The organism is Bacillus sp. EU63 (assembly GCF_038592915.1).
GTDB lineage: Bacteria > Bacillota > Bacilli > Bacillales > Bacillaceae > Bacillus > Bacillus velezensis.
Map to the genome: position 1 here is coordinate 2,352,108 of NZ_CP151944.1, position 16,483 is coordinate 2,368,590.

Annotated in this window: 2 protein-coding genes; both read right to left on the minus strand. The window is 50.9% G+C overall.

The window, feature by feature from the left end; all coding sequences use genetic code 11:
• Position 1 precedes the first annotated feature (1 nt).
• Entirely contained in the window at positions 2–15,616 is a 15,615-nt protein-coding gene (locus NYE38_RS11630) for an SDR family NAD(P)-dependent oxidoreductase (RefSeq protein ID WP_340802501.1), read from the minus strand.
• Between the two features lie 51 nt (positions 15,617–15,667).
• Positions 15,668–16,480, minus strand: a complete 813-nt coding sequence (locus tag NYE38_RS11635) for an SDR family NAD(P)-dependent oxidoreductase (RefSeq protein WP_340802499.1) — start codon at positions 16,478–16,480, stop codon at positions 15,668–15,670.
• Positions 16,481–16,483 lie beyond the last annotated feature (3 nt).

Below are 16,483 nucleotides of genomic sequence, written 5' to 3' on the forward strand. Positions count from 1 at the left end.
ATCACACCTCGCTTATTTCAAACATTGCTTCTGTGCCCGCCTTATTTTCTTCCGCTTCGGACACCTGTGCTTTTTCAGGCCAATACCGCTGTTTTCGGTATACTGTCTGGCCGCCTTTCGGTTCCATGGCCGCTTTTCGCTCTTTCGGTATTCCTTCGTTGCTGACAATGATATGGGCATTATTCCCGCCCAAACCGAACGCGCTGACCCCGGCCCTGAGTATCTCTTTTTTTCCGTCCCACCGCTTCAGCTCAAGCACAGGATAAAGCGGCGAATCATTAAATTGAAAGCGGGGGTTCGGTTTATGGCAATGCAAAGTCGGCGGCAGTTCTTCATTGGCAATCGCCAGCAATACTTTGATGATTCCCGCCGCGCCCGCCGCACTCAGCAAGTGGCCGATATTGCTTTTGACGCTTCCTACACCGCAAAATTGTTTTTCATCGGAATAAGCAGACAAGACATTGGTTAATCCTTTTAATTCAATCGGGTCGCCGATCAATGTACCGGTTCCGTGCATCTCTACGTATGTCATGGTGTCCGGCTCGATTTCCGCTGATTGAACCGCCTGCTCAATCAAGTCCTGCTGCGCCCGGGGATTCGGCGTCGTCACGCCCATTGTGCTGCCGTCATTATTTATCGCAGAGCCGTCAATAACGCCGTATATTTTATCTTCATCTTCTATCGCTTTTTCGAGCGGCTTGAGCATCAGCACACCGCAGCCCTCTCCGATTCCTGTTCCGTCCGCACCGGCATCGAAAGATTTTGAACGGCCATTTGGCGATAAGATTCTCGCCGCGCTCATTGTGAGAAAAGGTTTTTCATCAAGCAAAATGTCAACCCCGCCCGCAAAGGCCGCTTCCGCTTCTCCATTTTGAATAGCCTGCACGGCCAAATGAATTGCCGTAAGCGAACTGGAGCAAGCTGTATCTACGACCAGGTTGGGCCCTGTAAAGTTATAAATGTGCGCCATGTGTGCGGTAATAAAATTTTGCCCCGCGCCAATAATCGCGTCTTTTTGCAGATATTGAAATTTCTGATGAAACGCACCTGCCCTTGCACCGGCAAAAACGCCGATACGGCGGCCCCAGAGATCCTCTTTTTGATAACCGGCATCGGCCAAAGCTTCCGCGCTCACTTCGAGCCACTGCCTTTGCAGCGGGTCTATCATCGGTGCCAGCGTTTCTGAAATATTAAAATACTCCGGGTCAAATTGATCAATATCGTGAATAAAACCGCCCCATTTACTGATGCTTTTTCCTTCTTGATATTCACCCGGCTGATAGTGTTCCCCGGTGTCCCATCTGTCCGGCGGAACTTCAGTGACGGCATCCGTTCCGCTGCGGAGATTCTTCCAAAATTCTTTTATATCCCCCGCTTTCGGAAAATGACAGGCCATGCCGATGATCGCAACCTTTCCCCGTTTCCCGGGCTTATCTGCCGTTTTTTTGCTCCGTTTCGGCATCTTCTGCAAAGGGACCTTCTCCGCGGAAACTGCTGTATCTGCCGAAAAAGCTTCCGGACAATGTGCAGCTAAATAATCCGCGAGCTGTTCAATGGTAGGATGCTCCAGAAGGACAGTCGGATCAATTGAAACGGATGGCAGTTTTTGATCGATCTTTGTCAGCACTTGCGCCAGAAAGATAGAATCCATTCCGTATTCCTGAAAAGGCACATCGATATCCATATGCGTTTCATCGATACTCAGCTCTTTTGCCAAAAGCGACCTCAGCCAAGATTGAATATCAGTCCGGTTATGTCCCCGTTTTTTGGTTTCAGGAGGTTTGGAAGCTGCTTTCATTCCTTTATGGGCGGCTGGCTTGGCGTTTTCCAGCGCTTTGATGTCCCAATCATGTTTCACTTGTGCCGGCAGCACGACAGCTCCGGGTTTTTCTCTTAAAATGTAATCAAGCATCTTGAGACCTTCTGCGTCAGAGTGCCGCAGCAATCCCGTTTGCTGATACATCCCGCTTTTTATATCCCTGCTCATGCCCGTCTCATCCCATGCCGGCCATTGTATGCTGATGATGCCGCTCTTATTGTTTTCTGCAAAATAGTCCATGTAAGAATTAGCCATCGCATAATCGCTCTGTCCCACCGCAAGAATCGGGACGGCTGCCGAGACAGATGAAAACAGGGCGAAAAATGCCGGCGCATCATCCTTTACACTCTCATACAGACTGTGAAGACCGTCTGCTTTCGGGGCGAGCACCCGCGCGATACTGTCTTTGGATTTGCGGAGAAAAGCAGGGTTTTCACGGTCCGCAATTCCCGCGCAATGCAGAATGCCTCCGACAGGTCCGAGCGTTGAGGTTACCTCTTTTATAAGCCGTCCGACGGCCTGCTTATCCGTCAGATCAACTGCTGAGACGCACACTTTTACGCCTTGTGATTCCAGCTGCCGGATAAGCTGTATTTTTTCCGAAACGACAGGGTCTGTTTGCTCAAGATCCCACTCGGTTTTCGGCGGCAGCTCCTTTCTGCCTGTCAAAAGCAGTTTCTTCACACCATACGCTGAAACGAAATGCTTGGCGCATAAAGCGCCGAGACCGCGCGTTCCTCCGGTTATCATCAGGACGGCGTCTTTTGGAAACACAGTCCGGTCTGTTTGCACGGCTTCAGGTTCAATCTGATCAGTCTGCCGAAGAACATAGCTGAAGCGCATGCCGTCCCTGCAGCAAACAGCAGACTCCGTTAAGTCTGATTCAATTTCTTGTTTAATAAAAGCGGCTGTCTGCTCCAGCGGCTCTTCAGGATCAATATCGGCGTGACAGGTGAGAATATGGCTGTATTCATGCCGCAGCATGCGATAAAGTCCCGCTTTTTCAATACCATGCATAACGGCAGCCTTATTTTTGAATGATTCAAGCCCTTTTGTAAGATAAAGCATTTTCATGTTTTCTTGTCCGCGGCCGTATTCAATCAGCTGCTGCAGCGATGCCACCCAGCTGATGTCCTGCCGCTTTTGTCGAGAGCCGCAGCCAGTGAAGTCAATAAACCCGGAATAGACGGCCGCATTCGCATCCTGTAAGAAAGAGATGAGCTGATTTTCCTGCACAATGTCAGCATCATTCAGCTGTTTTTTCACCTCGGCGGCAAGGTCTTTTGTATCCTCGGAAACGATGAGCGCTATTTTGCTGAATGGCTCGGATGAAGACACTGCCTCGCAAGGCTCCCATGTTTTCTGCAATAATACTGTTTTTTGATTCGAAAGCGGCAGCTGCTCCCGTTTCGGCACCCAATAGCGGTCTGCTCTGAACGGATAGGAGGGCAGGCTGATGCGGCGCGGCTTACTGTCCGTATACAGCTGCTCCCAATCTGTGTCAAATCCGTTTGCCCAGAGCCGCAGCACTTTCTTGTATTTCTTTTTCTCAAGCCAGGCGCTGACGAGATCAGCGGCGTCTTCATCGTCTGAGAACATGGAAATCGTGTTATTCTCGCGTTTTTTACGGCCGCTGATGATATCTTCGCTGTTTTTTCCCAACAGAAACGCGTTCAGTTTTTCAGTCAGTTCCTCTGCGGAGCCTGCAATGATTCCCAGCCTCGCTTCCATCGCATCCCGTCCGGTCTGCAGTGTGTATGCGGCATCTGCAAGATCGATATGGCGGAATGATCCGTTTTGGATAAAATCGCGAAGGAGACGCGCTCTTTCTTTCAGCCGCTCTTCATTTTTAGCCGACAAAACAAAAAGAGATGACGCTTTCTCACGGGTTTCCTGCTGTTCCGTCTCACTTCTGCCCATGTATTCTTCAATAACGATATGCGCATTGACGCCTCCGAAACCGAATGAGCTTACACCCGCCCGGCGGGGCAGGACCCGGCCGTTTTCATCACGCAGCGCTTCCCACTCCTTTGTTTCTGTCACAATGTAAAACGGGCTGTCCTTCAATTTGATATGGGGATTGATGTTCTCGCAATGCAGACTTTTGGCGAGCGTCCGATGTTTCAGCTGCATCAATACTTTGATAACGCCCGCAATGCCTGCCGCGAGCTCCAAATGTCCGATATTTGTCTTCACTGAGCCTATCCCGCAATATCCGCCCGGAGCCCCGTCTGTTTGGAAAGCTTTTTTCAATGCATTGATCTCAATCGGATCTCCGAGTGCCGTTCCTGTTCCGTGCGCTTCTATATAAGTGATGGTTGACGGGTGAATACCGGCTTTTTGATAAGCGCTTTTCAGCACATCCGTCTGAGCCTGCGGATTCGGCGCGGTAAGCGACGCTGAGCGTCCGCCGTGATTTTCCGCTGTACCGCGGATGAGGCCGTAGATGTGGTCCCTGTCACGCTCAGCCTCTGAAAGCTTTTTCAAGACAATCATGCCGGCACCTTCTCCTCTGACATAACCGTCAGCCTGATCAGAAAATGTTTTGCAGCGCCCGTCTTCACTGAGCATGCCTGCTTTTTGAAAGCCGATATGCCCTTCAGGCGTGACGATCGTGTTGACGCCCCCTGCGACCGCCATATCACAATCTCCCGTTTCAATGGCTTTTACCGCGCGGTGAATGGCGACTAAAGAGCTTGAACAAGCGGTTTCTACCGGCTCGCTCGGCCCGTGGATATCAAGAAAATAACTCATCCGGTTCGGCCCGACGGACGGCACGATTCCGGTCATCGTATACCCCTCGACAGGAAGACCCGCCTTATTGATTAAGGTTTGATATCCGCTTCCCAATGTGCCGGTGAAAATGCCGGTTTTTGTTCCGGCAATCCGTTTTGCTGAGTACCCCGCGTCTTCAATGGCTTTCCACACATACATCATTAATAGACGCTGCTGAGGATCCATCATTTCAGCTTCTTTCGGAGATATCCCGAAAAACAGCGGGTCAAACCCGGCGATTCCATCTATAAAACCGCCCCATTTTATTGACGTTTTATTTGCATCCGCTGCCGGATCGCCGTAATATTCGCGCCAATCCCAGCGATCTCGTGGAATTTCTGTAATGCAATGCTCCCCTTTTTGTAAACGAGTCCAGAATTCATCTATGTCTTTCGCCTGCGGAAAAATACCGCTGATTCCGATAATGGCTATCGGTTCAGTTTTTTCTTCTGATTTTCCTTTTACGGATACGGGCGTTTCCCGCTTGACATGAACGGCCGCCGGAGCTTCAGCTTTTCTTATTCCGGCTTTTGGAGCGGTTTTTAAACTCTCTCTTTCTAAGCCGCTGAATGCTTCTTTCCATTCAGATATCAAATAGCCGCTCAGTTTGCGCAATGTCGGAAATTCAAAGAAGATAGTCGGGCTGAGCTCAAGCTGATAAGACCGATTTAGTAGATTTGTAAATTCAGTGAAAATGATCGAATCAAATCCGTATTCCGTCAGTTCGCTGTCAGCCTCAATATCTTTCATGCTTACCTTTAAAAGATCTGATACATGCCGCTTTAGTTTCTCTTGCACCTGATCTTTCAGATCTCTTGCATCTGCCACTGCCGGAGCTTTTCCGGCGGCGCTTTGTTCTTCGCCCAGATCGAAAATATGGCTGCGAATCCGTTTTTCGTCGCCTTCTGCCACCATGACCTGGTGTTCTCCGGTGGCAAAAGCGGCGTAAAGCGCTTGGATGCCTGAGGCCGATCGCATGGCTTTCATTCCGGTCTGTTCATACATCAGCCGTTCTGTCTCTTTGTCCACGCGCATACCGCCCTCTTCCCAAAGCGGCCAGTTGACGGACAGGGTCTGCCCGCTCCGCTCGTTGTCCCGCACGAGACGGTTTCGGCGGGCTGCATAAACATCCATAAATGCGTTGGCTGCCGCATAACCGGCCTGCCCCGGATTTCCCATGCCTCCCGCCAAGGAAGAAAACAGAATGAAAAAGTCCAGCCGCACATCTTTCGCTGCTTCATCAAGATTGATAAGCCCTTTCACCTTCGGCGCCATGACGGTCTTCCGTTCGTTTTCTGTCTGGTTCAGAATGTAGTTGTCGGCGATCACGCCTGCGCCGTGAATGATCCCGTCGAGTGTTCCGTGCTCCTCCTGTATGCCGCGGACGAGGGCGGTGACCGCCGCCCTGTCTGTCACGTCAGCCGGTTGATAAAATACGCGGGCACCCGACGCTTCCAAGCGCCGTAAGCGGGCGGAGCGGTCTTCATCAAGCGCTTCCGCCCTCCCCGTTAAAACGAGGACGGCGTTTTTGACGCGGGAGGCTATTTCTTCAGCGAAAATCAGGCCGATGCCGCCCGCTCCCCCGGTGAGGAGGTAAACCCCTTCGTCTTTCCACGGAACGGCGCCGCTTTGAGGGGCCGGCAGATGACGCCAGTTTCTGACGAGACGTTTGCCGTCTTCATAACGGATTTCCGCTTGTTCAGGATGCGCCCGGTTTTCTTTCAGCTTGGCAAAAAGCGATGATGCTGACTCGTCCGGATCGGCTTGGATGACTTGGCCGTACAGCTTCGGATGTTCAAGGTGAGCCGTTTTCAGAAAAGCGGCCAGCCCTGCCAATACATTGTCTTCCCCCCTGTCGGGGACAAGAAGCTGGATCAGCGTTTTTCCCTTCTGTTTTTCTTTGATAAGACGCGTGACGATCGCTGACAGCTCCGCCGCGCAGGCGTCATAACGGTCTTCAATCGGACCTTCGCCGTCAGCCGCACATACGGCGCCGCTTATGTCCTCAGCGTTCATTCCGCCATACAGCGTCACGTATCTGAAAGACTCTTCTTGTCCGCCGCCTTCACTCGGCGGTGATTCCTGCCACTTTGGCTGAAGCAAGAGCGGTTTTTCCTCCGTGTCCTCTTCCAGAAAACGGGCGGTGAGCCCCGTCAATCGGACACATACCGCGCCGTTTTCATCACACAGCTCAATATGATAGGCGCCGGCCGCTGAGGAAAGCACCGCCCACATCGTCTCACGGCACGCAGAAAACACCTGCATATCCTGCAGGGCAAACGGCAGAAACGGCCGTCCGGACGCGGAACCGTCTGAGAGCACGAGACCGATAGAAGCCTGAAGGGCGGCGTCCAGCATGCTCGGATGCAGGATGAACGGCTCCTTTTCTTCGCGGGCGGACGGCGGAAGAGTGAGCTTTGCGAGCACTTCTCCGTTTCCGGCATAGACGGCGTCAAGCGCCTGATGAGACGGTCCGTAGGTGATGCCGAGGCTGTCGAACGCTTCATAGCACTCAGCCTTTGACATACGCCGGCCGCCGCAGCGCGCCTGAACCGCTTCCACATCGAGAACAGGAGCACGTTCCGTCTCTTCGAGCACGGCCTTTCCCTGGAAAAAGACAAGCGGCTCTTCCCCTTCGGCATACGCTTCAAAAGCGATGTCTCCGTTTTCTTCCGGCTGAAGCTTTACATGAAGCGTCACTCCTTCAGAAAGCGCCGTCACCGGACGGAGCCAAACGATCTGTTTGAGCCGGACACCCGTTTTCCCGCCGGGCAAGTCTTCAGCAGCCAGCGTAACGGCGGCCCGGGCCATTTCTAAAGCAGCCGTGCCCGGAAGCACCGGTTTTCCATTGACGATATGATCCGCAAAAAACGGTTCATGCCCTGAAAAAACAGAAGTAAAGCGCTGGGCGGTAAAGGTCGATGTATTCGCATGGAGCAGCGGGTGAAGCTTTTCACGTTCAGCTGAATTCCGGCTTTCAAGCTCTCTCTGAAGACGATCGGACGCCCAATACGTCTGCCTGGCAAACGGGTAGCCCGGCAGATTGCCGATTCGCGGCAAAGGTCCGCCATAAAGCAAGTCCCCTTCGATTTCATAACCTTGACAATAAAAATCTGCCAGCACGCATAACAGCTCCTGATACTTTCTATGGTCAGAATATGAGGCGCTGCACTTGCCGAGCACTTCTATTATGTGCTCCTGAATATGCTGACGGCCTGCAAAGTGCTGCGGTACTTTTCCCGAAAACACATAAGGATGATGTTCATTAAGCTTTGCCTGCTTCCATACATACACTGCGTCATCAGCATCTTGCACTACGATGGCGGCGCGATGGTTAAAATGATGCCGTCCTTTTAACAACGTATAGCTGAGCTGGGCCAGATCATTTTCTTTCAGTCCGCCATTTTCCGCCCAAGTGATCATATCTTCGATTTTTTCCTGAAGGGCCTCCTCTGTTTTTGCAGACAAAGTAAGTAAATATGCAGGGGCATCACGATGAGGTGAAGCATTGCGCTTATAGCTTTCCATAACGACATGGGCGTTTGTTCCGCTCATCCCGAATGCGCTGACTGCCCCCATTCGGTTTTTACCCGGCAGAGAAGGCCACGGTTTACCCGTTTTATTCACATAAAAAGGACTCTTCTCCCAGTTGATATAGCGGTTTTCCCCGCTGCAATGCAGACTGGCGGGAATCATTTCACGGGAAAACGCCTGTAAAAGACTGATCAAACTGACAATGCCTGACGCGGCAAACGTGTGGCCGATATTGGTTTTAATTGATGTGAGCGCGCAAAAAGCTTCTTCGTTTGTATAGGCAGAAAATGCGTCATAAAGCGCGTTAATTTCCACCGGATCACCGAGTTTTGTACCTGTACCGTGTGTGACGATATATTCGATATCTTCAGGGTTGATACGCCCCCGGTCATAAACGGAAGTAAGCAGCTGGGTCTGCGCGACGCCGCTCGGAGCGGTAATTCCGTTTGTTTTCCCATCATAATTGATGCCGCTCGCCCGAATCACCCCGTAAATCGGATCACCATCTTTTTCCGCCTCTCTCAGCGGCTTAAGAACAACCGCCGCGGCCGCTTCCCCCGGAACCATGCCGTCAGCCCTTTTATCAAACGCGAAGCATTTCCCGTTTTCCGACAGCATTCCGGCTTTATCTATCGTTTCAAAAAAGTCCGGGGTATTCATGATATTCACCCCGGCCGCAACAGCTGTTGTGCACTCTTTATTCTGCAGGCTTAATACCGCCTGATGGACAGAAACGAGCCCCGAAGAACATGCTGTATTTATCGCCATCACAGGACCGGATAAATTCAAGTGATAAGCCAGCCGCGCCGCCAAAATACCGTTATGATGAGACGTGACATTGCCTTTGTCCCGTGTTAAAAGGTGATAATCTCCTTCTTCCGCCCCCACAAACATACCGATCGTCTGCTGCCTGATATGACTGGCGCCGTAGCCGGCGTCCTCAAGGGCCCTCCACGCTTCCTGAAGAAGCAGCCGCTGTTTCGGATCCATCGTTTCAGCTTCCCTCGGCGATATTTCAAAAAATAAAGGGTCGAATTCGTCCGCCCCCGGTACAGCGCCGAGTTTCCATTTTGAACTTGTGAAGCCTTTTTTTGCGACCGGTGCGACAACGTCCTCTTCCTGAAACAGAATGTCCCACAGCTCGTCCGCCGTGCGCGCCTGAGGAAATCGGCCGCTCATGCCGATAATGGCAATGGAATCAGCTGCCTGACTGCCCTCGGTTCCGGCATTCAGCTTATTTCTTCCCCACTGCTTCTTTCGCTTTTCCGTTCCTCCCTTTTCAAAGACAGATTGATCTGCGGATTCAGGTTTCTTTTCTTCATAGACATGCTCCATGACGGACTTGTGTTCCGTCAGAAAATAGCGGACGACCTTCTCCAGTGTGGAATGTCCGAAAAACAGGGCCGGTGTCACTTCAATTCCGTAGTGAGCGGACAAAGAAGAGGCGAATTCCGCCAAACTGATAGAATCAAAGCCGAAATCAGCCAGATTGTCAGCGTCCGTCAGTCTGTTCTTGTCTATTTTCAAAAGCCCCGCCGCCAGTTCTTTCACATCCCAGGTTACGCATTCTTCCAGCGTGAAGCCTTTCATTTCACTCCGCCTTCCTGAAAACGGGACGTTCCTGTTTACAGAACCCGAAATCGGCCGTTCGCCTTGATCTATCTGCAGGAAGCGTTTGGCCCTCGACGGAAAACCGGCCAGGACGAGATACTGGCTGGACGGCTGGACTAACAATGTTTCAAAAGCTTCGAGTCCTTCCTCTGTGTATAAATAACGCTGTCCGCTTGATTTTAAATACATATCGGTGCTTTCCGCCGTGCCGACATGCATCCCCCCTTCTTTCCAAAGCGGCCAATTGATTGCAAGTGACTTGCCGCTTCTGAGTCCGAGGCTCACAAGTTTATCCCGATGACGGACAAAAGCCATTTGGAAGCGGTTCCCCGTCGCGTAGTCACAAGAACCGAAGTCTCCTAAAATCGCTGAAGAAGAAGAGAAACAACAGAAGAAGTCAAGCGGCTCCCGTGACAGAACCTGATCTAACACCGCAGTGCCGTCCGCTTTTGGCGATAAGACTTGCTGAAAGGTTTGCAGATCTTTCTCCAGAATGCTTTCAGTGCCTTGAAGACCTGCAGCGTGAATGACACCGTGAATCGGCCCGCATCCTTTCTCTTTCGCTTCTTGCAAACCTTTCTCCATCTGAGCTTGATCTGCGGCATCCGCCTGCACGTAAAACACCTTGGCGCCCGATTCTTCCAATCTCTTTATCTTGTTCAGCACCGGGCCGCCTGCCGCTGATCTCCCCGTCAAAATGAGCGTAACCGGTCCTTTTTCAGCAAAATATCCGGCAAATAACAAGCCTAAACCCCCGCATCCGCCGGTAATCAAGTACGTTTTCCCGCTTTTTATCACACGCTTCTCAACAGGGGCAATATCCGTCTGCTTCATTTCCATGACGTGACGGATTTCCCCACTGTACATGACACTGCGGAACGACTCGCTGTGAAGTTCTTCACATACGTTATGGATCAGTTTTTCTAACGGTCCTTTTTGTCCAAAATAAACCGCGGCCGTATCCGTCTCCGGCAAGATCAGTTTCAGCGACCGTTCCAGCCCGATCCATGACTCGGCGTAACTGATATCGGTATCAATCCCGCACTGAGCGGAAAGAAGGATTCGCCTCGGTTTAGAACGCAAAGAAGCAGCTGCGCGGATCACATGATACAGAATAGAATAGTCTTTCACGACCTTTTCATCTTCAAGCGGCCATCCATATAAAACGGCATCCGCTTTGCCTGCAGCCGTTTCAATATGCCGAAACGTTTCTTGATATGCTTGTCCGTCAGTGATTTTAATTTGATAATGCGTGTTTGAAAGCTTTTGAGTTTTCTCACCCTGTGAAATAAAAAACACGCCGGCTCCCGGATAAAGGGATTGTAAAGACCGATAAGCATGCATTCTGGCAGCTTCTTCCGTAAGAAAACAGATGACCGTTTTCAGCTCTTCATGAATGGATTTCATCAGAGGCTGCTGCGTCCACCTTTCCTCAAATATCATCATCTCGGATTGTTCCTCTTGCCCGTGATCCTGCTGAGACGGGTGTCTCATTCTTATCCCTTTGATTTCTGCGCAGACAGTGCCGGTTTCGTCACAAAATTGAATGTCACAGCCGGTTTGATTCTTTTTATTCATATACATCCACATGCCGGATGAGCACGGACGCATGACGCGCAGTTCTTCAACCGCTTCAGGCACGATATGGACTGACGGCTCCGTTTTTGCCAGGACATGAAAAGCTGCGTCCAGAAATTCCGGCGGCAGATGATATCCCGGATTACGGACGCTTTCATCTGTGAGAGCAAGCTTCGCCCAAACCGCATTTTCTCCCGCATAAAGCTTTTCAACGGTGCGGAACTCCTTACTGATCGTTACACCTGATGTGCCTGGTGTTTCATAATCAAATGACAGCGGGCGGCAGTCTTTTTGTAAGGAGGCAATATCCAGCACGCGGGATGGCTGTATGTTCCCTTGTCCGATGATTCCATAATGATGCAGCTTCTCTTCGTCACTGTATATTTCATAACGGATGCCTTCCTCGTCTTCAGACAGAAGGGAGAGATTGACGCCCGCACCGTGATGTCCGCCGGTAATCGGGTCAGTCCATGCCGCCGTTCGGATCCATATCTCTTTTTCTTCAGAGCTGTCCGCCGCATGATGATAAGCCGCAAGCGCCATTTCTAAATAAACGGCTGCCGACAGAACCCGCTCCCCTCTCACATCGTGGAAAACGTGTTCCCGGCCTGTAAAAGAAGTATGATAGCTTTGCTCCGCCAAGGTTGACGTATTTTCATGCAGAAAAGGATGCACATATTCAGTTGTTCCTGTTTTTGGTTCTTCCCGCTTCATCCAGTAGCTTTCTTTTGCAAATGGATAAGACGGCAGACTGATACGATGCGGCAGCGCACCTTTATATAAAGATGCCCAATCGACGGGCGTCCCGTGAACCCAGGCATTCAAAAGACTGTCAAATTGACGTTTTTCCGTCCAATCACTGACTGTGCCTGCCGTCTTTGTGACAGCACTATCACCCCGGCCTGTAAACACCCCGCTTACGGAACCGGCATGATTCAGAAAAGCAGTCAGCTTCTGTTCCAATTCAGAAACAGAGCCCACTGTCATCGCCAGCCGTTCTTCCATCGGGACCCTGCCGACTTGAAGGGTAAATGCCGCGTCAAGCAGGTTCGCATCTGTAATTGTTCCGTTTCCGGCGGCATCCGACAGCAACAGAGCCCGCTCGCGCAAGCGGTCTTTATCTTTTGCCGATAAAACAAAAAGTGCCGGACGGCCGGTGTCTGCCGAAGTCATTTCAGCCGGTTCATACTCTTCTATCAGCAGGTGGGCATTTGCACCGCCCGCTCCGAAAGAAGATGTACCCGCGAGTCTCGGATATTCCCGTGTTACTCCTTCAGATTCTATGACCGGCCGTCTCCATTCCGCCGTTTCCTGCTGCACGATAAAAGGAGAAGTTTCAAAATCAATTTCCGGGTTCAGCTGCTCAGAATGCAGCGATGGCACCAGATATCCGTGTTTCATCTGAAGAAGAATTTTGGTGACCGCAGCAATGCCCGCCGCACTTTCCAGGTGTCCGATATTGGATTTAACAGAACCGATGGAACAAAATTGGTTTGCATCCGTGTAGCGTCGGAAAGCCTTGGTTAACCCTGCGATTTCAATCGGATCTCCCAAGGAAGTGCCGGTGCCGTGGGCTTCCAGATAGCTGATTGCTCTCGGGTCAATCCCTGCCCGCTCCATCGCCTCTGCGATCACTTCTCCTTGTGCATTCGGATTCGGAACGGTGAACCCGTTCGTTTTGCCGCCGGCGTTCAGAGCGCTTCCTTTAATGACACCGTATATATGATCATGATCTTCAACAGCCTTTTTCAACGGCTTTAACACGATACAGCCGACGCCCTCTCCGTCAACAAACCCGTCAGCCTTATCACCGAACGCTTTGCACGCGTTTGACGGTGACAGCATTCTCATAGAAGAAAGTCCGATATAATGAACCGGATCTGTAATCAGGTTTACGCCGCCGGCAATCGCACATTCAGATGCACCTGTTCTGATGCTTTCTGCGGCGAGATGAATGGCGGTTAAGGATGAGGAGCATGCGGTATCGACCGCGATGCTCGGACCGTGAAAATCAAACACATAGGATACGCGGTTCGGGATAAAGTGGTAGTGGGCCCCTGTCGGATAATTGCCGTTCATGACACCCGCAAAGACACCAACCTTTTTACCGGCGCATAGTGAATCAGGGGTATACCCGGCATCCTCAAGGGCCGCATAAGCGGTTTCCAGAAACAGTCTCTCCTGCGGGTCCATGCGCTCCGCTTCTTTCGGGGAGATTTTAAAAAACAGCGGATCAAATTTATCAATGTCTGTTAAAAAGCCGCCCCACTTTGTATACATCCGGCCTTCCTTACCTTTTGTCTCATCATAGTAGTCCCGCCAATCCCAGCGGTCTTTCGGAATTTCGGTGATTCCGTGTTCACCGGTCTTTAACCGTTCCCAGAACTCATTAACATTTTCAGCTCCGGGATACTTCCCGGCAAGACCGACAATTGCCACTTCAAGGTGTTTTGACGGCGGTTCGGAAGCGGGCGGCGCTTTTTCAGAAAAAGATGCCGCTTGGCGCTTCGCCAATCCGGCGCTTTTTTTGCGGCTTTGCTTTTTCTGTAAAGTGTGCGGCGTCTTTTCAGCTTCTTTATTTGTCTTGAAAATCCCGGCCATATCTTCCTGTCTTGAGCTGACGAGATATTCCGCCAATCCGCCGATTGTCGGATACTCGAATAACAATGTGCTGCTGATATCAGGAACGTCTTCCCGCACGCGGTTGGTCAGCTGTACGATTAAGATGGAATCGATTCCGTATTCTTCAAGGGGCGTATGGGCTTGAACGTCCTCAATCGGCATCTTTAAGATGACGCTGACGATCTGTTTCAGGTACTCTGTGCTTTTTTCAAGCAAAGAGCCGGATGATACCGCTTCAGTATGAGGGAGTTCTTCAGAAAATCGCGCATGCAGTTCGCGCTCCTTCGTTTCAGCCAAGTATGCGGCAAGCTCTTCTATCGTCCGGTATTCAAAAAACAGCGTGCTGCTGATATCAGGGACGAGATCCCGCAGCTCATTCGTCAGCTGAACGATCAGAATAGAGTCAATGCCGTATTCATCCAGAGGAGCCAGCGGGTTTATCTCTTCTGCCGGCATTTTTAATACTTTTGCCGCAGCCCTTATCAGAAAAGCCGCTGTCTTTTCCGAAAGCCCCTCTCCCGCTTGTTTGATGGGGAGCTGACGATCAGAGGATGTTCGCGGTACGTTTGATTGGCGCTTTTGCGCGGTGTAAACTGCTTCCCTGCTCTGCCTGATGACTCCGTTGCTTTTCGCCGTGATAATCTGCTGGGTGTGCAGACGTTCGTTTTCAGCCGGAAATTGAATGGAATGAAAGCCTTCAGCCATTAAAACGGATTTCCATGTTTCCGGATAAAGGCCGGGGCACCCCGGAATCCGCAGCGCCTCGTCTTCGTACAGCCACCAGCCCTCTAACAAGCCGAATGTAACATGTGTAAACGGCGTATGCCCGCCCAGTTCATTAACAAGCAGCAAACCCTCCTTTTTCAATACGGCTTTTGCCGTCCGTAATGTTTTCCGGATATTTTTGGTGGCATGCAGCACGTTTGCGGCAATAGCGATATCGTAGGTTCTCAGATGTAATCCCTGGCCCGCCGCAGGCTGCTCCACATTAAACAGCTGATACGTCAAATACGGATTGTCCGCGCCGTATTCCTTTTCGGCATGCATTAAAAAAGCTTTTGACAAGTCGGTATAACAGTATTCCTGAATATGGTTTTGATAGGGGCGGAGCTTTTTAAACAGTGTGCTGCTCGTTCCGCCGGTGCCCGCTCCGATCTCCAGCAGACGGATGTTTGCCTCAGGATTGTTTTTAATTACATTTTCCACATAAATACACGCTTCATTTGCCAGCACATCGTTGTAATAATCAGCGAGAATGTTATGCTTATAGATTCCTTCAACAAGCTCCATTGAAGAATCGGGAAACATCACGTCAGTGGCTTTTATTTTGCCTGTTAAAATGTCAGGCAAAGCTTGAATGACGGTATGCGCCAGCAGTGCCTGCGCTTTCATATCCGGATCTTTCAGCCATTCGTTTTTCTTCTTATGCCACTCTTCCCAAACCGCGGCCGTTTCACCGCTTTTAAAATCGCTGTCTAAAAGACGGATACTTTCTTCCAGCCAGCGCTCATATAAAGGCAGACAGGAAGCCGCCGGCGCTTCGCCGGTCAGACCCATTGAACGCAGCGTCACCCGCAATACTTGCAGCAAAAGCCGATTCAATTCTTTCATTTGATTGCTTATTTCTGTTCTTAAGGATAACTGTGTACGGTCTTTTTGTTTGTCTCCCTTACCCAAAACCTTATCCTCCTAAGAAAATTAAATTTGCTCCGTCATTTTGACAGGCAATCAGATAGTCACAAATTCATGAGGGTTCATTCCCTCGATCGGAATCGGCTTGGTCAGCTTCATCAGCCCCATGCGGGAGATCGGCTGCGTCAGCAGAGTTTCCAGCGCCTGCATCCCTTCCGCCCGGCTGATCAGCCCGAGACCGATTGCACTCAGTCTGTCAAACTCTTCAGAAATGTGATTGTCAGCCCGCTCCCAATACCCCCAGTTCATCACTTTGACCGGGCATGACAGCCGTCCGGAAAGCTCATGGGCAAATGCGTCTTTAAATGCGCACCCCGCCGCATAATGACTTTGATTCGGATTCTTAATATATGAAATAACCGAAGAGAAAAAGAGAATAAAGTCCAAAGACTCTTTCGCAAATACTTCGGCAATGTTGACGGAAATATCCACTTTCGCCGCAAGGCCGGCGTGAAACTGTGATTCTTCCATATCTTTTACGCTTTCATTCGCAAATACCATCGCTGAATGAACGACGCCGCTGATGGTGCCGTATGTGTTTTTAATCTGTTCATAGGCGCGCTGAAGCGATGGAAGATCAGAAGCATCTGCGGCTATATATTCGGGAGCCGGGCCTGATGGCCGGTACCGGTCTATTTTTTGGCGTATCCGGCTGTCCAGCGGCCGCCTCCCGATCCAGACGACTCGGGCTTTATACGTCGTCACTATATAATCTGTCCAAACCTCGCCGATGCCACCCGCACCGCCGATGATGACATATACGCCTCCATAGCGGTAAGGAACACTTTCAGACGGCCCGCTTTGGACCGGAAGCAATTGAGGCCGGTACCATTCCTGATGTCTGCGCACCCA